Raw genomic sequence first — 22,696 nt, 5'->3', positions numbered from 1 at the left:
ATTGATGGCTATCCAGGAAAAATCAGGTCATTCGCCATGCAGATCTATCTCGCCGGTCCCGATGTCTTCCAGCCCGACGCCTTGCAGCGCGCCGAATCAGCGCGCCGTCTGGTGAGCCGTTACGGACATCGGGCATTGATTCCGCTAGACAACGAAGCGAGCACGGCAGCGGAGATCTACCGCGCCAACCTGGCCCAGATTGCCGCCGCCGACCTGGTGATCGCCAACCTCAACCCCTTCCGCGGCTTCGAGCCGGATTCGGGAACGGTGTTCGAAGTCGGCTACGCGGTGGCGGCCGGCAAGCCGGTAATCGCCTACGTGGACGACGACCGGCCGCTGGCCGACCGGCTGGCCGGCCATCTCGGCTGCGACCTGCTGCACGTCGGCGAACGGCTGGTCGATAGTGAGGGGATGAGCGTCGAGAACCACGGGCTGCCGCTCAACCTGATGCTCGGCATTCCCCTGCGCATCGTCCGCGGCGGGCTCGAACAGGCGCTGCAGGCGCTCGCCGCCGACTAACGCGGCACCCAGCCGCCGCACATCGGGAAAATCTGGCCGACGAAACAATTCGCCGCCTCGCTGCACAGGTAGGCGGCGAACGACGCGTCCTCGAGGGGCGTCACCAGCCGGCCGAGCGGCACCTGCCAGCGCAGCCTGTCCTTGAACTCAGGCCGGGCCTGGACTTCCGGCGGAAAGTAGGTCGGGTTGTCGACAAAGTTCTGGGCGATGGCGTTGGCGCGGATGCCCTGCCCCGCCACCTCGACACCGAGCGCCTGGATATAGGCGAGCTGGGCGCCGCGCGCGGCGGCGTAGCTGGAGCGGCCGGCCATGCCGCGCAGCGCCGAGGCGCTGCCCATGAGGACGATCTTCCCCGCCTGCCGTTCGATCATCTGCGGCAGCACTGCCCTGACCAGTTGCTGCATCGGGTCGACCATCACCCGGAATACCGCGCGCCATTCGTCGTCGCCGACCTGCTCGGCACGAGTGGACGGCGCCGGCAGCGCCAGGTTGAGGATCAGCGCGTCGATCCGGCCGGCCGCCGCGATCATCTGCCCGGCCGTCTCCGGCAGCACCGGCGAACTCTCGTCGGCCAGCACCTCGGCGCCGGCCGCGGCAAAGACCTCGCACAGCGCCGGCCCCATGAAATCGCGGGATTGCGTGATCAGCACGCGCATTCCGGAAAGCTTCGTGTCGGACATGTTCACCTCCGTCAAAAAAAATGGGGGCACGCGGCCCCCGTAAAGTGTGGAGGCTGCCGGATTCGGCACCCTCCCGCAGAGACACCCGGCATGGGTGTTGGTGACGGCGGGATCAGTCTCCGCCGCGCAGGTTCTGGACCTGGAACAGACGGGGCGGGTTCTTCTTCGGGTCCACCTGTCCCTTGAACTGACCGGTCGTGCAATGCTTGGACTGGACGTCGACCATCGAGAAGGCATCGTCGATCCCGATCCCGGCGCCCTTGTTCACCGGCAGGTGATGATCGGCGTGCGACTTGCCGACCATGAACACCTTCCACAGCTCGCCCTTGCGGTCGTAGATTTCGTTCGAGCCGTTCAGGTTCTGCAACTGCACGTCCATGTAGAAGACACGCTTGCTGACCGGATGGTTCGGATTGACCGGTACCGCTTCCAGCACATAGACCTTGCGCAGCTGCCAGGTGCCTTCGGCGAAGCAACCGCCCTGACCGGCGAAATCGACATACTTGTAGCCGTCGGACTCGGTACGCTCGGCGGACAGCTTCAGTTCGTTGTGATTCCACATCGGCAGCATGACGTTCTTGGTGCCCTTGTAGGTCCACTTCATGTCGGAAACGCGGCCGTTGTAGCCTTCGAAGTCCTCGATCATCAAGTCGGAGCCGAGGAAGGAGTCGGTCGCCTGGCCCTGCGCCAGGCGGCGCACGCGGCGCTGGAAGCCGAGGTAGAGGTAGGCATCGTCGAGCTTGGCGTCGTCTTCGAAACGCTGGATCAGCAACTGCGTGTTCTTCAGATCCTGCGGCTCATGCGCCTTGACGTAGATGGCGCGGAAGATGCCCGACGGGTTCGGGGTGATTTCCGGCACCGGCGCGTCCTTGGTGCGGTGCATGAAGTTGAGGAAGTGGAAGTCCCAGTTGATTTCCTTTTCCACCTTGCCGGTCTGCATGTTGCGGTACTGCCAGTAGAACGGCGAGATGATCGCGCCGTCACCCCAGTTCACGCCGTACTTGTAGTTCCAGGCGAGCTTCTCGCCGGCACGCGGGTCCTTGGCATCCGGCTCTTCCGGGAAGGGGCGGCCGGCGACGTAGCCGCTGATCATGTCGCCCGGCTTGGCGCCGAGCTGGGTCTTGTTGAGGTTGGCGCGAGTGGCGTCGATGTAGGCCTTGGAAATGCTGAACTGGGTGGTCGGCCCAACCTTCATTTCGAACATGCCTTCCTTGATCAGCTTGAAGACGCCGGCACCGAGGATGTCCTTGAACTGGTCGACGTTGCCCTTGTTGATCGTCATCCCCGCCTTCAGGCCGGCGAAGCTGGGCATGCCGGCCTTGTAGGGATTGAAGGTGTTCTCGACGTCGGCTTCGGTCGCCGCCTGGGCGGTGCCGAAGCTGGCGGCGACGAACAAGGGCAGCAGTTTGCGTAGTGATTTTTTCATGAAATGTCTCCTCCGGTTGGGTTCAGAACTTGTAGTTCAGCTTGACGAACAGGTCGTTTTCCTTGAATGCCGCACCGATCGGACCGGCGCGGAAGCGGCCGAGCGGTTCCATGCCGGCCAGGCCACGGGAATAACTGGTGAAGGGGTCGGGATCGCCGTTCGGCGCGGTGAATGGTGCGAACGGGTTGCACGCGCGGCAATCGTCGAACTCCCAGCGGCTGCGGCCTTCGGCCAGCTTGTAGTTGGCACCGATGGTGACCTTGAGGTCGTTGCTCAGGTGCATCTCGACCTGCGGCGCGACGACGGTGGCGCGCGCCTTGAAGTCGTGGGCGAAGATGACCTGCGGGCTGACCATGCCGTTCTTCAGGAAGGCCTTGATCAGCAGGGTGCCGATCACGTTGTCTTCCCAGTCCGGCATGCCGACCGGCCCAAGCGAGCCGCGCTTCCATTCGTGGTCGAAGATGTGCTGGTAGAACAACTGCCCGGAAATCAGCGTCGCCTGGGTTTCGCTGATGAAGGGGATGAAGGTCGGCCGGTCGATGCCGATCACGGTACGGAAGACGTTGTTCTTCGAGTACAGCTCCGGCCGGTTGGTGTTGGCGAACTCCTCGCCATCCGTGTACGCCGCCTCGACGCGCACCGCAGCGTTGGCCGCCGGTACCTGGAAGTCCATCGAGCCGCCGATCAGGTTGACGCGCGGGTAATGCATGTCGAAGGAGATCAGGTAGGGCCAGGCATCCTGATAGACACCGGTGAACGAGTTGGTCGCCCGCTTGCCACCGCGCAGCGACGGCAGTTGCGAACGATAGGTCAGCGCGTTCAGCGAGAAGGACAGGCCGTCCTGGGTCACGCCTTCGTATTTCATGCCGAACTGGGTGTTCGACAGACTCCACGACGGCAGGTGAACCTTGTCCAGACCGATCTGGCCGGGACCGAAGTTGGTCGCCAGCAGCGTGCCCGGCGCGACGTTGGCGAAGTTGGAGACGGTGCCGCCGTTGTCCCACAGGTTGGCCATGCCGCGGAAGAAGCAGCCGGCATCCAGGATCGAGTTCGGCGAACCGCACTGACCAAGGTTGTTCGGGCGGAACTTGTCGACGTTCCAGACGAACTGCAGGTTGCGGTCCTGCATCGTGTCGCTGGCGCCCATCCGGTATTCGACCTGGGCGATCCACATCGGGATGCGGATGTCGGACAGTTCGTCGTAGATGTTGTTGCGCGAGAAGTCGACCGGGTTGATCACGTCGAGGACGCGGAACAGGTCAGTGCGCCCCCACACCACTTGCTGCCGGCCGAGCTTGACGAACAGGCTCTTGCCGTCGCCGAGGTCGAAGTCCTTCTTGGCATAGAGTTCGCGGAGAAAATCGAGGCGGTCGTTGAATTCCGGCGCTTCCAGCTCGGAACGCTTGAGGTCGCCGTAGCCGCCGAAATCCCGGCAGCCGCGCTTGTCCACGTCGCAGGGACGGACCGGCACGGCAAAGGCGACACCGCCGTTGATGCTGTGCCAACGGTCGCCGAGAACGCGCAGACCGGCGTTCGGGTTGCTCGCCGGGTAGGCATCGACAAAGGCGTTGTTCACCAGGCCGAAGGCGCCATTGACCAGCGAGTAGGTCACCGGCCCGGTACCCCACGGCGTCGTCAGGTAGCCACCGGGCGTCGTCGACTGCATGTTGATCGAACCGCCCGCCTTGTTGCCGTACTCGTCGCTATTCATGCGATAGACGCCGTCCCAGCTGCCGCGCATGATGCCGTGCACCTTCCAGCCGTTGCCGACGCCCTTGTCGAACTCGGCCTGCAGCGTGTTGCGGAACTTGGCCAGGCCGACGTTCTCGCGCCGCACGGTATGGTTTTCGTAGGTCACGTCCACCTGCCAGGGCGAGTCCTCTTCGCCCATCGCCGGCAGGTCGTCGGCCGCCGCCGGAGCGGCGAAGGCGCAGCTCACCGCGATTGCGAGCAGGCTGCGCTGCCATGCTCCGTTACTGAGTGTCTCCATGTTTTTGATCCCCCATCTGGTTGTGAACAAAGGTTTTGCTGTTCCCCGGTTTGCCGGGTCTTGTTAGTCGTTTTCCAGGACGCCGTCCTCGTCGTAATGCACCGCGGTGACGAACTTCGGCTTGAAGACGACGCACCAGGACGGCACGATCAGCACGGCGGCGATCGCATTGACGATGAGCATGAAGGACAGCAGGATCGCGGCGTCCGACTGGAAGCGCAGGTCGGACATGAAGATCCACATCACGACGCCGGCGATCAGCGTCGCCGCGGTGAAGCTGACGGCGTAGCCGGTGGTGGCGACGGCGTTGATCACCGACTGCTTGATGTCGCGCAGGACGGCGAACTCCTCGCGGATGCGGTCCATGAAATAGACCGCGTAGTCGATGCCGACGCCGACGCCGACGGCGATCACCGGCACCGTGTTGACGTTGATGCCGATGTCGAGCGCGCCCATGAAGGCATAGGTCATCAGGGTGGCGAACAGCATCGGCAGGACCATCAGCCAGCCGGCGTGCAGCGAGCTGTAGTAGGCCATGACGATGACGAAGGCGAGCAGCATGACGGCCGGGATGATGATCATGTGGTCGGTGTGCAGCGCCTGGTTGCCGGCAGCGGTGACGCCGATGATGCCGCCGCCCAGTTCGATGTGCAGGCCCGGCACTTCGGCCTCGATCTTGCGGATGCCTTCTTCGGCCAGGGCGACGATGCGGTTGATCGTTTCCGCCTGGTGGTCCTTGTAATAGAACACCATGTCCGCCTCGTTCTCGTCCGGGCTGACGAACTCCTTGAGCGCCCCCGGGATCGGGCTCGACGCCATGTAGGTGAACATCAGGCCGCCGATCTCGTCCTGGCTGTCCGGCAACTGCATCCAGCGCGGATCGTCGTTGTGGATCAGCTTGTTGACCACGCGCACGACGCCGGGGATCGCCTTGGTGCCGCCCAGCGTCGGGTCGGACAGCATGTGCGCCTGGAAGCGTTCGATCGCCGCCATCACTTCCGGTCGCTTGATGCCGCCGGGTTCGTCGGTGCGGGCGATGACGTGCAGTTCCTCGGAACCCGGGAAGCGGGTGTTGATCGCCGTCGTCGACACGTTGTAGTCGTGGTCGCGGTGGAGCAGCGGCGAACCCGGCTCGGATTCGCCGAGCTGCACCTTGCCCACCAGGTAGGTCGCACCGATGGCGCCGATCAGCGTCAGGATCAGGATCGAGCGGGCACCGCCATCGGTGCCGCCGGTCATTGCCATCGCCTTACCGAGGAACTGGCGGATGCCTTCGTTGCCGTTCTCGTGCTTCTTCGGCGCCGGCAGGATGGTGAGCGCCAGCGGCACCATGAAGTGCACCGTGAAGATCACCGCGAAGCCCCAGAAACCGGCGGCAATACCGAGCTTGTGGTTGAACGGCGCGGCACCCAGCACCAGCACGGCAATGCCGACGGCGTCGACGATGATCGCCAGCGAGCCGGGCCGGAACAGCGCGTCGAGCGCGTTGCGCGCCGCCTGCGGGCCGTTCTTGACCAACGCCAGTTCCTCGTAATAGCGCACCACCAGTTGCACGCCGTGAGAAGTGGCGCGGGCCGCAATGAGGAAGGGAATCGGCAGCGACAGCGGCTCGAGGTTGATGCCCATGATCGCCATGAAACCGAGGCCCCAGATCGACGACAGCGCAATCCCCAGCAAGGGCAGCGCGACGCCGTAGAAGCGGCGGAAATAGACGATCAGCAGCGTCGCCAGCAGGGCCAGCGTGTAGGCGAGGATTTCGACGATCTGGTTGAGGTAGGTGTAAACCCAGCCGGTGAGCACCGGGTTGCCGGTGACGTAGATCTTGTGACCGGGCTTCTCCAGCTTGGCGCGCACTTCCTGCAGCGCGGCGAAGGTGGCGGCGTAGTCGATGTCGGCCTCGTTCAACTGGGCCTTGATCAGCGCCGCCTTGAGGTCGGGCGAGACGAGCAGGCCGTAGATCGTCGGGCTGGCGATGACGTCGTTCTTCAGCCGTTCCAGTTCGGCGACGCTGCGCGTCGGCTGCAGCGGATCGTAGTAGGACTCGGAGGCGAAGCCGCCCTGGTCGTCGAGGAAGACCTTGCGCGCGGTGCGGTGGGTCAGGCTGGAAACCAGGTTGTGGTTGACCCCGGGCAGGTTGTCGACGCCCTGCGTCGCCTCGTGGATCAGGCTCAGGGTGTCGTCGTTGAAGATCGTTCCCTGCTCGACTTCGACCGACATGATGATCATGTTGGCGCCGCCGAAGTTTTCCTTCAGCCGGTTATAGACCTTGATGTAGGCGTGGTTCTGCGGCAGCAGGTCGGAGAAGTCGGTGAAGATGCGCAGCTTGGGCAGCGCCAGGCCGAACAGGAAAGTGACTGCCAGGATGATCGAGAGGACGATCTTCGGGTTGCGGAAAATCCACTCTTCGCCGACGTGCAGGCGATGCGTGATGGAATGACGGAGTTGGCTGACCATGATGCTTGCTTCCTGTTCTACTTGTTGTTCGCCGTGCTGATCGTGCGCAGCAGGCCGCCCGGGCCGCCGACGACGATCGCCGCCTGACCGGCGATGGAAGCGCCACCGCCGAGGAACATCGGCAGCGGATCGGGATACGGCACGTTGCGCCAGACCTCCCCTTCCAGCCGCGCCACGACACCGCCGTTGCCGACGCCGAACGGCGCGCCGTCATGCATGAACAGGCGGTTGAGCGGCAGTTGCGTGGCGTTCTCCTGCTTCTGCCAGGTCTGCCCGCCGTCGCGGGTGCGCAGGATCTGGCCGGCGATGCCGCTCACCCAGCCTTCGCCGGCATTGCGAAAGAGCGCGGCGTAGGGGTAGAACTCGCCGGGCAGTGGCGGATTCTTCTGCCAGCTGGCGCCACCGTCGGTCGACACGAGCGACAGGCCGAACTCGCCGAAGGCAACGACGCGCTGCGCGTCGATGAACTGCAGGGCGGTGATCTGGGTATCCTCGCCGAGGTCGGTGACCTGCCAGGTCTTGCCCTGATCGGCGCTGCCGGCGATCGTCGCGTTGTTGCCGGCCACCCACCAGCCGCCCTGCGGGCTGCAGGCGACGGCAATCGGAATGCGCGGCTGTTCGAGCCCGACCGACTGCCAGTTGGCGCCGCTCGCGTCGGCATGCCAGAGCTTGCGATAGTGGTCGATGGCGATGAAGGTCTTGTCGCTGCAGACGGCGATATCGACCAGCGACACGTGGCCGAGCGCCTGCCGTTCCCAGGTCTTGCCCTGGTCGTGCGAAACCAGTGCGACGCCACTCTGGGTGCCGACGACGATGGCCTCGCCGTTGCTGGCGATGGCCTGGCTGATGTCGTAACGCTGCACCGGCCGCGCCCGCTCGCTGGCAATGCCGGACATGTCCGGCGCCTGCGTGCACGCGGCCAGCAGGAAACTCGCTGCGATCGCCGAGGTGGTCGGCAATCGTCTTGCGGCAGAAATCCGCCCCATAAAACTTCCTCCTTTGCGGGTCGGTCGCTTACCGACCAACCCTGACTTGCCTTGTCTCCTGCGGTTGCCGGCAGCATCTGGGCTGCGGCCCCACAAAATCTCGATATTTTTTTACTGACCCTACTATGGCCGAATGGCGCCAATACCGTCCAATACCATTTACTGCCTCAATAGATACCTTTCAGGTATTGCCTGAGCCAGGCCGACCCGGCGCTGCCCGGCGCTTCGCCGGGCAGCCCGTTGCATCGTTCGGCTAGCGCCCGAGGTCCTTGGCGGTCTTGCCGCCGATGCCCCATTGCCCTTTCGGCACGTCCTGGATCCACACCCGGGTGTTTTCCAGCGGCGCGCCGAGGGCTTCGGCCATCGCGGCGCTGACCTTCTCGATCAGCAGCTTCTTCTGTTCGTCGGTGCGACCTTCGATCAGGTAAATCTGGGCGAACGGCATGGCTGTCTCCCTTCCGGATCAGGCGAACTTCAGGCTGACGTTACCCAGCGACTGGATGCGCAGGTTGACGTGATCGCCGGCCGCGACCGAGACCGCTTCGGTGACGCCACCGGAAAGGATCATCGTCCCGGCCGGGATTTCCTCGCCGCGCGCGCCAAGATGGTTGGCCAGCATGGCGACCGCCGCCGCCGGGTGGCCGAGCACCGCGGCCCCGGCGCCGATCGAGACGACCTGGCCGTTCTTCTCCATCACCACGCCCAGCGTGCGCAGGTCGAGATCGGCCACCGGCACCGCCATGCCGCCCAGCACATAGCGCGACGACGAGCAGTTGTCGGCGATCACGCTCTTCAGGTCGAACTTGAAGTCGCGGTAGCGCGAGTCGATGACTTCGATGCCGGCCATCACGAAATCGGTCGCGGCGAGCACCGAGCCGACATGGCAGCCCGGCCCGCTGAGCGCCTTCTTCAGCACGAAGACGATTTCCGGCTCGACCTTGGGGTGGATCAGTTCCTTGATCTTCACTTCGCCACCGTCGGGGACCGTGAAGTAATCGACCAGGAAGCCGAAGCACGGCGTGTCGACGCCCATCTGCTTCATCTTGGCGTGCGAGGTCAGACCGCACTTGAGGCCGACCACCTTGTTGCCGCGCGCCAGCTTGCGGCGCAGGATCTCGGCCTGAATGGCGTAGGCGTCGTCCCAGTCCATCTCGGGATGGGCGTCGGTGATCTTGACGACGTCGTGCGCCTGCAGCTCGGCGTTTTCCAGCAGTTCGGCCAGCTCGGCGATGGTGTTCTGGTTCAGTTTCATGCGATCAGTCCCCGTTCTCTTGCCATCGTGATGGCGGTGTCTTCAATCATGTCTTCCTGGCCGCCGACCATGCCGCGCCGGCCCAGTTCGACCAGGATTTCGCGCGCCGGCACGCCGTACTTGGCGGAGGCGCGCTTGGCGAACAGCAGGAAGGAGCCATAGACGCCGGCATAACCCAGGGTCAGGGCGTCGCGGTCGATGCGGATCGGGAAGTCCATGATCGGCACCACCAGGTCTTCGGCGACGTCGGTGATCCTGGCGACATCGACGCCGGTCTCGATCCCCATCAGGCTGCACACGGCAATCAGCACTTCCATCGGCGTGTTGCCGGCGCCGGCACCGAGCCCGGCGGCCGCCGCGTCGATGCGGTTGGCGCCGACTTCGATCGCCGCGATGCTGTTCGCAACGCCCATCGCCAGGTTGTGGTGGCCGTGGAAGCCGAGTTCGGTTTCCGGCTTCAGCGCCTCGCGCACCGCGCTCAGGCGTGCCTTGACCGTCTCCGGCAGCAGGTGACCGGCGGAGTCGGTGACGTAGATGCAGTTGGCGCCGTAGGACTCCATCAGCTTGGCCTGCTTGACCAGGCCTTCCGGGCTGTTCATGTGGGCCATCATCAGGAAGCCGACGGTGTCCATGTCGAGCTTCCTGGCCATCGTGATGTGCTGCTCGGAAACGTCGGCCTCGGTGCAGTGGGTGGCGACACGGATGGTGTTCACCCCGAGGTCGCGCGCCATCTTCAGGTGATCGACGGTGCCGATGCCCGGCAGCAGCAGCGCCGAAACCTTGGCCTGCTTCATCTGCGGGATCACCGCGCCGAGGTATTCCTCGTCGGTGTGCGCCGGGAAACCGTAATTGACCGACGAGCCGCCGAGGCCGTCGCCGTGGGTGACTTCGATCAGCGGAATGCCGGCTTCGTCGAGTCCGGTGGCGATGCTGACCATCTGGTCGAGCGTCATCAGGTGGCGCTTGGGATGCATGCCGTCACGCAGCGTCATGTCGTGGACGGTGATTTTCTTGCCCTGCAGTGTCATCTCGTTTCTCCTCAGGCAGCTTGGGTCGGCGCGAGCTTGAGCGTGCCCTTGATCATTTCTTCGGCGAACATCTCGGCGGTGCGCGCCCCGGCGGCGGTCATGATGTCCAGGTTGCCGGCGTAGGTCGGCAGGAAGTCGCCCAGGCCCTGCACTTCCAGATAGACGGAAACGCGCTTGCCGTCGAACACCGGGCCGTTGACCAGGCGGTAGCCCGGCACGTATTTCTGGACTTCCTTGATCATGGCGTGGATCGATTCGGTGATCGCCGCCTGGTCGGGCGCCGTTTCGGTCAGGCAGTGCACGGTGTCGCGCATGATCAGCGGCGGCTCGGCCGGGTTGATGATGATGATCGCCTTGCCCTTCTTGGCGCCGCCGACCTTCTCGACCGCCCCGGCGGTGGTGCGGGTGAATTCGTCGATGTTCTTGCGCGTGCCGGGACCGGCCGACTTGGACGAGACGGTGGCGACGATTTCGCCGTAGGCCACCGGCTGCACGCGGGAAACGGCAGCGACCATCGGGATCGTCGCCTGGCCACCGCAGGTGACCATGTTGACGTTCATCTCACGCTTGCCGACATGCTCGACCAGATTGACCGGCGGCACGCAGTAAGGGCCGATGGCGGCCGGCGTCAGGTCGATCATCAGCACGCCGAGTTCGTTGAGCTTGCGCGAGTTCTCGGCATGGACGTAGGCCGAAGTCGCGTCGAAGGCGATCTGGATGTTGTCTTCCAGCACGTGCGGCAGCAAGCCGTCGACACCGCCGGCGGTGACTTTGAGGCCCATCTCGGCGGCGCGCTTGAGGCCTTCCGATTCGGGATCGATACCGACCATCCAGGCCGGTTCGAGGAAGGGGCTGCGCTTGAGTTTGTAGAGCAGATCGGTGCCGATATTGCCCGGCCCGATCAGCGCGCATTTGATTTTCTTGGTCATGGGGATAGTCCTTGTTGTCAGGGTCAACACATGGTGGAAACGACGCCGCCCTCGACGCGCAGCGCCGCGCCGGTCGTCGCCGACGCTCGCGCGCTGCAGACGTAGGCGACCAGCGCCGCCACTTCGGCGGGGGCTATCATTCGTTTGAGGATCGAGGTCGGCCGGCCCTCGGCGAAGAAGCGGCGCTCCATCTCGTCGACAGCGATGCCGGCGTCGGCGGCGAGCTTGCCGAAGAAGTCGGTAACGCCTTCCGAGCGGGTCGGTCCGGGCAGCACGGCATTGACCGTGACGCCGGTGCCGGCACAGCTCTGGGCCAGGCCGCGGGAAACGGCGAGCTGGGCCGACTTGGTCATGCCGTAATGCACCATTTCGCCCGGCGTGTTGATGCCGGATTCGCTGGAGATGAAGACGATGCGGCCCCAGTTGGCGGCCTTCATCGCCGGCAGGTAGTGACGGGCGACGCGCACGCCGCTCATCACGTTGGTGTCGAAGAAGCGCTGCCACTCGCTGTCGGCAATCGCCTCGAAGGGCGCCGGGTCGAAGATGCCGAGGTTGTTCACGACGATCTCGGCCCGCGGACAGGCGGCAAACAGTTCGGCGCAGCCGGCGGCCGTTGCCAGGTCGGCGGCAACACCTCTGACGCGGGCGCCCGGCACCTGCTCACGCAGGCGGCCGAGCGCCGCATCGACGCCGGCCTGACTACGGCCATTGATGGTGACCACGGCCCCCTCGCGCGCCAGTTCGGCGGCGATGGCGAAGCCGATGCCGGCGGTCGAGCCGGTGACCAGCGCCGTCTTGCCGTTGATTTGCAAGTCCATTGCCGCGGCCTCAGACGAAACGCACGGAGCAGCCGCCGATGCCGCCCACCGTCACGCGCAGGCTGTCGCCGGCCTTGACCGGGAACAGCGGGGCCAGCGAACCGGAGAGGATGACCTCGCCGGTCTTCAGCGGGATGCCCAGGCGGCCCAGCGTGTTGGCCAGCCAGGCGACGGCGTTGATCGGCGAGCCGAGCGCGGCGGCGCCGGCACCGGTGCCGATGATTTCGCCGTTCTTCTCGACGACCATGCCGCACATCGTCAGGTCGAGGCACTTCGGATCGACCAGGCGGTCGCCGAGCACGAAGACGCCGCAGGAGGCGTTATCGGCGACGGTGTCCTGGATCTTGATCTTCCAGTCCTGGATGCGCGAATCGACGATCTCGAAGCAGGCCATGACGCCTTCGGTGGCGGCCAGCACGTCGGCGTTGGTGACGCCCGGCCCCATCAGGTCCTTCTTCAGCACGAAGGCGATCTCGCCTTCCGCCTTGGGCTGGATCAGCGTGTCCATCGGGATCGACTCGCCCTCGTTGTACACCATGCCGTCGAGCAGGTAGCCGAAGTCCGGCTGGTAAACGCCGAGCATGTCCATCACCACCTTGCTGGTGACGCCGATCTTCTTGCCGATCACCTTCTCGCCATTGGCCAGGCGACGCGCCAGCATCTGCTGCTGGATGTGGTAGGCGTCCTCGATCGTGATGTCGAAACCGCGCGAGGTCAGCGGGCTGACCGTCTGGCGGCTGGCCAGCGCCTCGTAGAGTTCGTCGCCAAGTTGCAGGATTTGTGCTTGTTCCATCGTCTTGTTTCCTCGTTTCAGTCAGCCAGGAAATGGCTGACCAGATGGTTGAAATCGGCGCTGTGCTCAATCTGCACCCAGTGGCCGCAGCGGCCGAAGACGTGCAGTTGCGAGTCGTCGATCCAGCGGTTCAGGGTCTGCGAGTTGCTCAGCGGAATGACCCGGTCGTCGCGGCCGTGAATGATCAGCGTCTTGTGCTGGATCGCCCGGATGTCGGCCTCGGCGCTGGCCATCGCATCGACCCAGCGCTGACGCGGGGCCGGGAACATCGCCGCGAACGATTCCTGGAAGCCGGGCCGGATGCTCGCCTGGTAGCGCAGCTCGGCCAGTTCGTCGGTAACCAGCCCGCGGTCGTGGGCGAAGATGTCGAGCAAACCGCGCATCGCCGCCAGTGACGGCTGGTAGCCCCAGACCGCGTCAAGTTCCGGCGTGATGGCAAAGGGCACGCCGACGCTGCCCATCAGCACCAGCCGGCGCACCCGCTGCGGATGGCGGATGGCCAGCGCCAGCGCGATGGCGCCGCCGAAGGAATTGCCGATCAGGTCGGTCTGTTCGATGCCCAGCGCGTCGAGCAAGCCGACCGCGTGCGCCACCCAGGCGTCGATGTTGTAGTCGATGCCGGCCGGCCGCTCGGTATAGCCGAAGCCGAGCATGTCGGGCGCAATCGCCCGGCAGGTCTTGCCCAGCTCGGGCAGCACCAGCCGCCAGTTGGCCCAGGCGGTGACGCCGGGGCCAGAACCGTGGATCAGCAGCACCGGCAACCCGCTACCGACATCGTGGTAGTTGGTCGCGATGCCGGCAGCGACGATGCGCTGGCCGATTTCGGGAGAGTTGGCGGACATGCCGATGCGCCTTACAGCTTGATGCAGACGTTCTTGAGTTCGGTGTAGAACTCAAGCGAATGCACGCCGCCCTCGCGGCCGATGCCGGAGTTTTTCGAGCCGCCGAAGGGCGTGCGCAGGTCGCGCAGGAACCAGCTGTTGACCCAGACCAGACCGGCTTCGATGCGCGCGGCGACGCGGTGGGCGCGATTGACGTCCTGGGTGAACACCGAGGCGGCCAGCCCGTAGTCGGTGCCGTTGGCGCGCTTGATGACTTCCTCTTCGCTGTCGAACGGCATCACCGTCGTACAAGGCCCGAAGATTTCCTCGCGCACCACTGCGGCGTTCTCGTCGAGGCCGGTCCAGATGGTCGGCTGCACCCAGGCACCGTTGGCCAGTTCGCCCGGCATCTCGGGGACGCCGCCGCCGGTGACGACGGTGGCGCCCTCGTCCACCGCCTTCTGGTAATAGGAGAGCACCTTGTTGCGGTGTTCCTGGCTGATCAGCGGCCCCATGTTGGCGGAAGCGTCGCCCGGCACGCCGAGCTTGAGCTTTTCGGCACCTTCCTTGAGGCGGGCGACGAAGCTGTCGAACAGCGGGCGCTCGACATAGACGCGCTCGGTGCCGAGGCAGACCTGGCCGCAGTTGGAGAAGCAGGAGCGCAGCGTGGCTTCGATGGCGACGTCGAGGTTGGCGTCGGCGAAGACGATGGCCGGGTTCTTGCCGCCCATTTCCAGCGACACCGGCCGGGCGCCGTCGGCAGCGGCCTTCATGATGGCGGCGCCGGTGCGCGTCTCGCCGGTGAAGGTGATGGCGTTGACGCCCTGGTTGGTGGTCAGGAATTCGCCGGCCGAATCGGGACCGAAACCATGCACCACGTTATAGACGCCCTTCGGCACGCCGCAGGCGTTCATCACTTCGCCGAGCAGCGTCGCGGTGGACGGGGTTTCTTCCGACGGCTTGACCACCACCGTGTTGCCGCAGGCGAGCGCCGGGCCGACCTTCCAGGTCATCAGCAGCAGCGGCAGGTTCCACGGGCAGACGACGCCGACCACACCGACCGGCCGGCGCATCGCGTAGTTGATGGCACCCTTGCCGTCCGGCGTCGCCATTTCGAAGAACTCGGTCGGCGCGTTCTTGATCACGTCGGCGAAGATCTTGAAGTTGGCGGCGCCGCGCGGGATGTCGATGTGCGAAGCGAGGCTCTTCGGCTTGCCGGTATCGGCGCACTCGGCGTCGAGGAATTCGTTGAAGCGGCGGGTGATCTCGTCGGCAACGCGGTTCAGGATCTCGGTGCGCTCGACCACGGTCATCCGCCCCCACGGCCCATCGAGGGCTGCGCGGGCGGCAGCGACGGCGGCATCGACCTCGGCCTTGCCGGCCTCGTGCACCATGCCGATCAGGCTGTTGTCGAGCGGCGAGCGCTTCTGGAACTGTTTGCCAGTGGCGACGAATTCGCCGTTGATGAAGTTCAGTATCTGTTTCATTCCCTATTGGTCCTTGTTGAATTCTTGTTGTCAGGCGAGGCCGATGGCGGCCAGGCCAGCCCTGGCGCATTCCTCGTCCTCGGCCTCGGAAGCGCCGGAGACGCCGATGCCGCCGAGCCACTCGCCGCCGTCGCCGGGCACCGGCAGGCCGCCGCCGAAGACGATCAGCCGCGGCTGGTTGGCGAAGCCGAGCTTCATCCCTTCGTCGTGGCCGATCGCCCCCATCCAGGCCTTGGTCGGGAAGCCGAAGCTGGCCGAGGTGTAGGCCTTGTCGATGGCGATCCCGATCGAGTGGATGAAGGCGCCCGGCTGGCGCAGGAAGGCCATCAGGTTGCCGCCGCGGTCGACGACGGCGACGTTGATCCGCCAGCCGCGGGCGGCGGCATGCGCCACCGCCGCGCTGCAGGCGGCTGCCGCCGCCTCGGCGGTGATGCCCGGGGTGCTGGCGGCGACTTGCATCAGCTGACCACCGTCAGGAAGCGGTCGTTGAGCTTGCGGTCGTGATAGAAGACGGCGGCGCCGACTTCGTCCATCGTCCATTTGGTCGGTTTGTTGTCCGGGTAGCACTGGTAACCGCCGCAGAAGGTTTCGAAGCGGTTGCCGTTGGGGTCGAAGGCGTAGATCGTCGTGCCGCGGGTGACGCCGTGACGGGTCGGGCCGATGTCGATCGAGACGCGGTTCATCGACATGATGTCGGCGGCGCGCAGCACCTTTTCCCAGCTTTCGAGCAGGAAGGAGACGTGGTGCAGCTTGCCCGGCTCGGGATGGCGGACGAAAGCGATGTCGTGCGCCTTGATCGAGCAGGACAGCCAGATCGCCAGGTCCTGGCTGTCGTCGAGCGCGATGTGCTCGACCAGGTAGAAACCGAGCACGTCGGTGAAGATGGCCTGCGCCTTCTCGATGTCCGGACCGTAGAGCAGGCAATGGTCTAGGCGGATCGGGGCGATGCCCTTTTCGGCGGCGGCGGTCCAGGCTTCCGGATTGACGTCGCTCATGCCGTTGCCGACTTCGCTCTTCTTCGAATAAAGCTCGATGTCGTGGCCGGTGGGCAGCGTGAAGCGCACGCGCTCGCCGGTTTCCAGCAGTTCGCCGGCCGGGATGCGGCGGGTGGCGACGCCGTAGGCGTTGAGGTCCTTTTCCAGCTTGTCGAGCGTTGCGCAGCTATCGACCTTGAAGGCGAAGAAGTCGATGCCGGCGCTGTCGGCCTGACGCAGGATCACGCTGTGATGATCGCGCTCGTCCCAGGCCTTGAAATAGACGCGCCCCTGCGCGTCGCGGCCGGTTTCCGTGAGGCCGAGCACGTTCGAGTAAAACTCCACGCTCTCATCGAGATCGAGCACCTTCAGCTGGATGTGCCCGGGACGAAGTACGCCTGTCATTGCCATTTGTCTGCTCCTCTTTATTGATGTGATTGATCGATCAATCCTGCAACCGATTTACTATTACGATATTTACAAGCAATCTCGATGTCAATACATTTTCTCGAGATTTTTAAATTAACCCGAAAATTTTCGCTCCGGGTTAGAATTTTTCATCCTTGTTTCGACGCCATCTCCATGAACATCAGCGCTGCTGCCGAAGGCTTCTCCGCCGAACCCAAAACCCTGGTCGAATCGGCCTACCGCGCCTTGCGCCGGGACATCATCGAAGGCACGCTGGCGCCCGGCGAGAAGCTGCGCGTCGAGCACCTCAAGGACAACTACGGCGTCGGCGCCGGCACCCTGCGCGAAGCGCTTTCCCTGCTCATCGCCGATGCCCTGGTGGTCAGCCAGGGGCAGCGCGGCTTCCGCGTCTCGCCGGTGTCGCTCGAGGATTTCGACGACATCACCCGGACCCGCGTCATGCTCGAATGCGAAGCCCTGCGCCAGTCGATCGCGATGGGTGACGACGCTTGGGAAGCCAACTTGGTCGGCGCCTTCCACCGTCTCGCCAAGGCCGAGGAAAAGCGCATCGGCAGCGACGCCCGCGAGGAATGGGAAGAACGCAATCGCATCTTCCACGAGGTACTGATCGCCGCCTGTCCGTCCCGCTGGCTCAAGCATTTCCTCTCCATCCTCTACTACCAGGCCGAACGCTACCGGCGCCTGTCGCTCTACCTGCAACCGATTCCCCGCGACATCCACGCCGAGCACGAAGCCCTGCTGCAAGCCGCCATCAAACGCGACGCCGATCAGGCCGCCGCCCTCCTCGCCGAGCACATCCTGATGACCTTCCGGTCGATCGAGGCGATCCCCAGCGAAGAACTCAACCGCAAGCCGGCCGCCTGAGGCGCGGCCGCCTTTACAACGCGGCGGCCAAGCCCGTCTGGGCTGGCGGCAGCCGGCACACGTTCTTGGCCATCTTGCCCAGCACGCGCAACGTGATGTCGCTGGTCGGCCGCACCCGGCAGGCCAGCACGCGATCCGCCGCCTCGTCCTCGACGCTGACGTAATCGCGGCTCATCACCCGCTTCAGATAGCTGCCCGAAACGATTTCCACCTTGCACACGCCGCAGCCGCCGCCCCGGCAGCCGACCGGAATGCCCTTCTTGCCCAGGCGTTCCATGCCGGCCAGCAGCGACTCCTGCGGCGAGCAGCGGTAGCTCTCGCCGGTTTCCTCGATCAGCACGTTGAAATAGATCATCGCCGCGCTCCCGCTCAGATGTTCTTGAACAGCGGACTCTTCAACTGCTGCGAGGCATCGGCCGCGGAGAAGAACTTCTCCATGTAGATGTCGCGCTCGAACAACCGGCCTTGCATCAGCGTCGTGACACAGGCTTCGATCATCGCCGGTGGCCCGCACAGGTAGGCCTTGTGGCCGCGGAAGTCGTTGGCGAAATGGGCCTTGGCCGCCTCGTGCACGAAGCCACGCGCCCCGTCCCAGTCCGAACCGGCCGGCTCGTCGGAGAGCGCCGGCACATAGCTGAAATTCGGGTACTGCTCGGCGAGGGCCCGGAACTCGGCGTCGTAGTAAAGCTCGCCCCGGTTGCGCTGGCCATAGACGAGGGTCATCGGCAGCGTGCAGCCTTCAGCGAGCAGTTCCTCGATCATCGATTTCGGGCTGGACAGCCCGGAACCGCCGGCCATGAAGATGAGCGGCAGATTGGCCGACTTCTTGACGAAGAAGCGCCCGTAAGGACCGCTCAGCTTGAGCCGGTCGCCGACCTGCAACTGCTGGTGCAGCCAGGCGGTGACCTGGCCGCCCGGCACGATGCGCACGTTGAGTTCGACGACATCGCCGCCGTCCGGCGCGTTGGCCAGCGAGAAGGCGCGCGACTGGCCGGGGAAGGCCTCGACTTCCAGATTGATGTACTGGCCGGCCTGGAATTGCAGCGGCCGGTCCAGCTTGATCCAGATGCCGCGGATGGTCGGCGTCAGCGCTTCGATCCTGACCACCTCGCCCGCGTAGTCCTCGACCGGCAGGTTCTGCGAATCGGGATCGTCCTCGATCTCGGCTTCGATCACCACATCGGATTCGAGCCGGGCGCAGCAGGCCAGGCACTTGCCCTCCTCGCGCTCGAAGTCCATCAGCGCGAAGGTCGAGGCCTCGCCGTGATCGACTTCACCGTCCGTCACCTGCACCTTGCAGGTCGCGCACAGGCCGTGGCAGCAGGCGTGCGGCAGGTAGATGCCGGCGCGCAGGGCGGCATCGAGGATGGTCTGGCCATCCTCGACTTCGATCGTCTGGCCAAGGGGTTCGATGGTCAGTTCGTAGCTCATGCCGCCCCCGGATCAGAAGTAGGTGCCGTTGCCGTTCAGACCCGGCGTCTGCAGACGCAGCGCATCCTTGTGCTTGAGCCCCTGTTCGGCCAGCGTCTTGTTCATGTCCGGCACGAAGGGCTGGCCCGACTTGAGCCAGACCGCCTTGCTGAAATCGATCTGCGCCCAGTCCGGGTGACGGCTGTAGGAATGCGGCAGGTGTTTTTCGACCAGTTCGGAAAACTTGGTGTCCGGCGGCAGGCAGTAGGCGAACGGCGCGCAGAACATCAGGTGGTCGTCCCAACCGACGTAGAGCAGTTGGTTGCCGTGGAACTTGTCCTGCGTGTCGGCGGCCGGGAAGTTGTAGTCGTAGAGGGCTTTGACAGCCATGTTTGTCTCCTTTTGTTGTAAGCGGGGGCACACTGGCCCCCGTTTCTGATCGATCAGGTGTTCTGCGTTGCCATGCCGCGCCAGGCGGCGAAGTTGGCCTGGTCACCGGAACCTTCGTAGTCCATGTTGTCCTTGCCGTTCTCGATGTGGTACCACTCCAGCACCTTGAGCATCGGGTCGAAACCTTCGACGGTCGGGTCGGTGCCTTCCGGGAAGCAGTTGCCCTGGTAGATCTGGTGCACCGGCAGCCAGGCCTGGATGTACTTCTCCGGTTCGTCGTCGAAGATGTGCTTACAGCCGTCCGAACAGGTGTGGTACTTCTCGCCCTGGTACTCGGATTCGCGGTAGCAGATCTTGGTCGGGTCGTCCGGCTCGGTGAACACCATCGGAATCTGGCAGACCTGGCACAGCATCGGCAGCGTGTTGTTGTAGAAACGCTCGCCCTTGTCGGCCATTTCGCGCCACTGGGTGAAGCGCGGCCGGTAGTACTTGTCGAAGGTGTTCGGGTACTTGGCCGACAGCCAGTCCATTTCCTCGTCGTTCGGCAGCCAGGTATGGAAATCCGAGGCGTGGGCGTACTGGTAGAAGGTGGCCCAGGCCTGATGCGAGATGTGTTCCTTGTCGACCGTGCATTGGGTGATGCACTCCGGCACCTTGATGCCGTACTTGGCCAGGTCGTTGAACAGCGCGCCGCCGTTCTGCTCGAAATAGATTTCCCAGGCTTCCTTCCAGCTCATCACGCGCTTGGGCAGCATGTAGTCCATCATCATGCCGACCAGGGTGAGCACGCGGATGCCGCGCCAGGCCCACTTGTCGATCCACTTCTGGACGATGGGCAGGTTGTCCGGGTCCTGCTCCAGCATGAACTTGATGCATTCGAGGCCGAGCGTCATGTGCCGGGCTTCGTCGGACTGGGCCGAGAAGCCGAAGGTGACGGTGGCCATGTCGCCGTTGTAGGCGGCGCCCGACATGAAGGGCACGAACAGCAGGTTGGTCAGCACGTATTCGAAGGAGAAGCCGATGGCGATCATCCATTCGAAGGGACCGGCACTGAAGGCATCGTCGAAGAAGGACTTGGGCACCGACAGGTACCAGACGCGTTCGATCTGGTGCGTGGCGCCGGCATGGAAACCTTCGTAGAACTTGTTGTAGTTGGACAGTGCGTGAATCTGCGTCTGGGCGTGGCGGACTTCGTCGATCGACTGCATCAGGCAGGCGACGCGCGGACCGACGCCGGGGAAGTTGCGGCCGGCGGCGGCAAAGCCGCGGTGGGCGACATACTCCAACGGCGAAATCCCGGTCAGGAACAGCTTGACCGCGTTCAGGTAGCGGGCGTCGGTGATGCCGAGGTGGCCGTTGTTCTGGGCAAAGGCGTCGAGCACCGCGTAGAGCTTGCGTTCCTTCTCGGCCTGGTACTTCCAGTAGGCGTCCATAGTCAGGCGGAAGGGGTCTTCCCACTTGTCCCAGTCGTGAATCTTGATGCCTTCGAAGGCAGCCTGCGGGAAGACCTTGTCCATCGGCTGGTAGGTGGTGTCCCAGCCCAGGCCGCGCGTCATGTGGGCGTACTTTTCCTTGAGGCCCAGCTTTTTCTTGGTGGCTTTCATGTCCATCAGAGTTCTCCTTGCTCAGTTTTTCCAGGCCAGCGTCAACTGGTCGTCGTCCTCATCCATGTTTCCGGAGAGCGTGATCAGGTTGACCTGTAACTCCTGCAGGTCGAAATCGCGACCGATGCGCTCTTCGATCGATTCGCGCTTGATCACCAGGCTGCCCTCGGCGTTGATCTTGACCATGGCCGGCTGCTCGTCGAGCACGGCATGCGGGTTGTCGGCGAGGATCGACTCGATGATCGGCCGGGTGTCCTCGTTGGTTTGAAAGGCGATGAATACGGTAGACATGAAAACTCCTAGACGGCCAGGCCAAGCTTGGCGCAGCGGGCATTGAATTCGGCGGCGACGTCGGCCAGCACATCGGCCGACGGTTCGCCAAAGGCGCGGGCGGCAATCGGTGCCAGCGCGGCGAGCGTTTCGGCGCGGTAGTGCGTCACCCAGGCGCTCAGCTGGGCCTTGTTCTCCGGCGACTCGGCGGCCGCCACCTTGATCTGGGCATCGACCCACTTGGCGGTCTCGGTCGACCATTCGGCCATGAAGCGGGTCATCATCGAGATCGCGGTGCCGCCCTTGGCCGAGAAGTCGGCGTCGAGGTGGTCGTAGAGCAGCGGATTGAGCAGGCCTTCGAGGACCAGGTTCTGGGCGACGAAGATTTCGAACCAGTCCTGCAGCACCAGCAGGTTCTCGACGTGCTCGCGCAGCGGCTGCCAGTTCGGGCAGGACATCCAGGCGGACTTGGCGGTTTCCAGCGCGTCCGGGCCGTCGAGGACGAGACCGATGCGGGTCAGGTACTGGGCGACGCCCAGGTGATCCATCGCGTGGTAGAGACAGGGCTGGGTGATGACCGTGCCGTAGCCGTAGGCGGCGATGTAGGAGTTGCCCATGTTGCCACCCCACTCGACGTGGCGCATCGGCACCAGGACGTCGAGCGCGGTCTGCCGCAGTTCGGCCGGGATCAGTTCGGCCAGGCCGCGATCCTCGATCATCTCGAAGCTCGACTCGGCGGCTTCCTGCTGCCGGGCGCGGGCGATGGTGTAGGAGCCGTAGTAGTACTGGCGCGGGTCCTTCAGCGCGTACCAGTCCTTCATCCGGATCTTGGTGCGCTTCTTGTCGAACAGCACGTTGTCGGCGTCCCAGCTCGGCCGGTAGTGGAAGATGTGTTCCTGCTGGATGTTGTAGCTGCCTTCCTGGTAGCGGCTGGCCGGCTTGTCGCCGAAGCGTTCGACCAGGTGGTCGAAGGTGTGGCGCAAGGGTTTGATCGCCACGGTGCGCAGATCAATCTGCATGTTTGTCTCCTGTCGTTATTCCCGCGAACGGGGGTGTTGAAACTTCGTCAAACTGCGTCTTCAAAGCCCTGGCGCGAGGCATCGTTCAACCGGGAAACCCAGTCGCCTTCCGACGTTGCCGGATCGAGCACGATCACCTCGTTGGCCAGGCAGAACTCGTGAAATGCCGATTCCGGCAACATCAGCTCGACAGCCAGTTCCGGATCGCCGATCGCGAACTCGAATTCGATGAATCCATCCGGACGACGCTTGCAGATACGGACGTAGCGACGCCCGGCGTCGAACGTGCTGCTCTGCCTCTCCTGCTGTCCCATCTTCTGTCTCCTGAAATCCGCACAGCGCACATCGCTGCCGCGTCTTCTTTATCAAGGAGCGTGCCAGACAACCAAGTCTTTGTTTTTATGGAAATCAGCAAAACAAGCCCAGTGCAATGCTGCGGTGCATCGTTACGATCCAATGAACTGATTTCCCGATGATTAACTAAATGATCAACAGCACAGCTCTCACGGCGAGTCTGGAATTACGTATTGCGATATGCCCCACGAAAAGGGAA

The 22,696-nt window shown here is 64.2% G+C and carries 24 protein-coding genes; 2 read left to right on the top strand and 22 right to left on the bottom strand.

Annotated features, from left to right (window positions below):
* The first annotated feature begins 36 nt into the window (after window positions 1–36).
* Window positions 37–519 (top strand): nucleoside 2-deoxyribosyltransferase, encoded by a 483-nt coding sequence (locus tag ACLIIZ_RS11490; protein ID WP_416692262.1) that lies wholly within the window; start codon window positions 37–39, stop codon window positions 517–519.
* Here the strand turns inward: ACLIIZ_RS11490 and ACLIIZ_RS11485 are convergent.
* The 15 genes from ACLIIZ_RS11485 to ACLIIZ_RS11415 form a co-directional block, all read right to left on the bottom strand.
* Complete coding sequence (locus ACLIIZ_RS11485; protein ID WP_416692261.1) at window positions 516–1,199, bottom strand: SDR family NAD(P)-dependent oxidoreductase; 684 nt, start codon at window positions 1,197–1,199, stop codon at window positions 516–518. The two genes, ACLIIZ_RS11490 and ACLIIZ_RS11485, sit on opposite strands and share 4 nt — an antisense overlap.
* Window positions 1,200–1,311: 112 nt before the next feature.
* A complete protein-coding gene (locus tag ACLIIZ_RS11480) occupies window positions 1,312–2,625 on the bottom strand; it encodes a DUF1329 domain-containing protein (protein ID WP_416692260.1) in 1,314 nt (437 codons plus the stop codon).
* Between the two features lie 22 nt (window positions 2,626–2,647).
* Entirely contained in the window at window positions 2,648–4,615 is a 1,968-nt protein-coding gene (locus ACLIIZ_RS11475; protein WP_416692259.1) for a DUF1302 family protein, read from the bottom strand.
* Window positions 4,616–4,678: 63 nt separating this feature from the next.
* Entirely contained in the window at window positions 4,679–7,069 is a 2,391-nt protein-coding gene (locus ACLIIZ_RS11470) for an efflux RND transporter permease subunit (RefSeq protein WP_416692258.1), read from the bottom strand.
* Window positions 7,070–7,086: 17 nt separating this feature from the next.
* On the bottom strand, window positions 7,087–8,055 hold the full coding sequence (locus tag ACLIIZ_RS11465; protein ID WP_416692256.1) for a WD40/YVTN/BNR-like repeat-containing protein: 969 nt from the start codon (window positions 8,053–8,055) through the stop codon (window positions 7,087–7,089).
* Between the two features lie 253 nt (window positions 8,056–8,308).
* Window positions 8,309–8,500 carry a 2-hydroxymuconate tautomerase gene (locus tag ACLIIZ_RS11460; RefSeq protein ID WP_416692255.1) on the bottom strand — a complete coding sequence of 64 codons (192 nt, stop codon included), beginning with the start codon at window positions 8,498–8,500 and terminating at the stop codon, window positions 8,309–8,311.
* A gap of 18 nt (window positions 8,501–8,518) precedes the next feature.
* Window positions 8,519–9,307: a 2-oxo-3-hexenedioate decarboxylase gene (dmpH, locus tag ACLIIZ_RS11455; protein WP_416692254.1), complete on the bottom strand. Its 789-nt coding sequence runs from the start codon at window positions 9,305–9,307 to the stop codon at window positions 8,519–8,521.
* A complete protein-coding gene (gene dmpG, locus ACLIIZ_RS11450) occupies window positions 9,304–10,335 on the bottom strand; it encodes a 4-hydroxy-2-oxovalerate aldolase (protein ID WP_416692253.1) in 1,032 nt (343 codons plus the stop codon). Before dmpG ends, dmpH begins: the two co-directional genes overlap by 4 nt.
* Window positions 10,336–10,346: 11 nt before the next feature.
* A complete protein-coding gene (locus ACLIIZ_RS11445) occupies window positions 10,347–11,264 on the bottom strand; it encodes an acetaldehyde dehydrogenase (acetylating) (RefSeq protein ID WP_416692252.1) in 918 nt (305 codons plus the stop codon).
* A 23-nt stretch (window positions 11,265–11,287) separates the two neighbouring features.
* Window positions 11,288–12,082, bottom strand: a complete 795-nt coding sequence (locus ACLIIZ_RS11440; RefSeq protein WP_416692251.1) for an SDR family NAD(P)-dependent oxidoreductase — start codon at window positions 12,080–12,082, stop codon at window positions 11,288–11,290.
* 10 nt (window positions 12,083–12,092) lie between these two features.
* Entirely contained in the window at window positions 12,093–12,875 is a 783-nt protein-coding gene (gene dmpE, locus ACLIIZ_RS11435) for a 2-oxopent-4-enoate hydratase (RefSeq protein ID WP_416692250.1), read from the bottom strand.
* 17 nt (window positions 12,876–12,892) lie between these two features.
* Window positions 12,893–13,717, bottom strand: a complete 825-nt coding sequence (locus tag ACLIIZ_RS11430) for an alpha/beta fold hydrolase (protein WP_416692249.1) — start codon at window positions 13,715–13,717, stop codon at window positions 12,893–12,895.
* A gap of 11 nt (window positions 13,718–13,728) precedes the next feature.
* Window positions 13,729–15,183: a 2-hydroxymuconic semialdehyde dehydrogenase gene (locus ACLIIZ_RS11425; RefSeq protein WP_416692248.1), complete on the bottom strand. Its 1,455-nt coding sequence runs from the start codon at window positions 15,181–15,183 to the stop codon at window positions 13,729–13,731.
* Window positions 15,184–15,213: 30 nt separating this feature from the next.
* Window positions 15,214–15,642 (bottom strand): GlcG/HbpS family heme-binding protein, encoded by a 429-nt coding sequence (locus ACLIIZ_RS11420; protein WP_416692247.1) that lies wholly within the window; start codon window positions 15,640–15,642, stop codon window positions 15,214–15,216.
* Window positions 15,642–16,568 carry a catechol 2,3-dioxygenase gene (locus ACLIIZ_RS11415; RefSeq protein ID WP_416692246.1) on the bottom strand — a complete coding sequence of 309 codons (927 nt, stop codon included), beginning with the start codon at window positions 16,566–16,568 and terminating at the stop codon, window positions 15,642–15,644. The genes ACLIIZ_RS11420 and ACLIIZ_RS11415 overlap by 1 nt, the downstream gene beginning before the upstream one ends.
* Before the next feature lie 171 nt (window positions 16,569–16,739).
* On the opposite strand from ACLIIZ_RS11415, the gene ACLIIZ_RS11410 reads away from it, so the two are divergent.
* Window positions 16,740–17,450 carry a GntR family transcriptional regulator gene (locus ACLIIZ_RS11410; RefSeq protein ID WP_416692245.1) on the top strand — a complete coding sequence of 237 codons (711 nt, stop codon included), beginning with the start codon at window positions 16,740–16,742 and terminating at the stop codon, window positions 17,448–17,450.
* A 13-nt stretch (window positions 17,451–17,463) separates the two neighbouring features.
* On the opposite strand, the gene ACLIIZ_RS11405 is transcribed toward ACLIIZ_RS11410, so the two are convergent.
* The 7 genes from ACLIIZ_RS11405 to ACLIIZ_RS11375 are packed head-to-tail and all read right to left on the bottom strand — an operon-like array spanning window position 17,464 to window position 22,457.
* On the bottom strand, window positions 17,464–17,805 hold the full coding sequence (locus tag ACLIIZ_RS11405; RefSeq protein ID WP_416692243.1) for a 2Fe-2S iron-sulfur cluster binding domain-containing protein: 342 nt from the start codon (window positions 17,803–17,805) through the stop codon (window positions 17,464–17,466).
* Window positions 17,806–17,819: 14 nt separating this feature from the next.
* Complete coding sequence (locus tag ACLIIZ_RS11400) at window positions 17,820–18,881, bottom strand: NADH:ubiquinone reductase (Na(+)-transporting) subunit F (protein ID WP_416692242.1); 1,062 nt, start codon at window positions 18,879–18,881, stop codon at window positions 17,820–17,822.
* A 12-nt stretch (window positions 18,882–18,893) separates the two neighbouring features.
* Window positions 18,894–19,250, bottom strand: a complete 357-nt coding sequence (locus ACLIIZ_RS11395) for a phenol hydroxylase subunit P4 (protein ID WP_416692241.1) — start codon at window positions 19,248–19,250, stop codon at window positions 18,894–18,896.
* Between the two features lie 53 nt (window positions 19,251–19,303).
* Window positions 19,304–20,860 (bottom strand): aromatic/alkene/methane monooxygenase hydroxylase/oxygenase subunit alpha, encoded by a 1,557-nt coding sequence (locus tag ACLIIZ_RS11390; protein WP_416692240.1) that lies wholly within the window; start codon window positions 20,858–20,860, stop codon window positions 19,304–19,306.
* 15 nt (window positions 20,861–20,875) lie between these two features.
* Window positions 20,876–21,145, bottom strand: coding sequence for an MmoB/DmpM family protein (locus tag ACLIIZ_RS11385; protein ID WP_374324805.1), 270 nt, complete (start codon window positions 21,143–21,145; stop codon window positions 20,876–20,878).
* 8 nt (window positions 21,146–21,153) lie between these two features.
* The gene (locus tag ACLIIZ_RS11380) at window positions 21,154–22,143 is read right to left on the bottom strand and encodes an aromatic/alkene monooxygenase hydroxylase subunit beta (protein ID WP_416692239.1); all 990 of its coding nucleotides are present in this window, start codon (window positions 22,141–22,143) and stop codon (window positions 21,154–21,156) included.
* 47 nt (window positions 22,144–22,190) lie between these two features.
* On the bottom strand, window positions 22,191–22,457 hold the full coding sequence (locus ACLIIZ_RS11375; RefSeq protein WP_416692238.1) for a phenol hydroxylase subunit: 267 nt from the start codon (window positions 22,455–22,457) through the stop codon (window positions 22,191–22,193).
* Window positions 22,458–22,696: the final 239 nt, after the last annotated feature.

Source organism: Azonexus caeni (assembly GCF_048146105.1).
GTDB lineage: Bacteria > Pseudomonadota > Gammaproteobacteria > Burkholderiales > Rhodocyclaceae > Azonexus > Azonexus aromaticus_B.
Note: the sequence above shows the minus strand (reverse complement) of the source record. Positions and strands in the feature narration are given on the sequence as shown.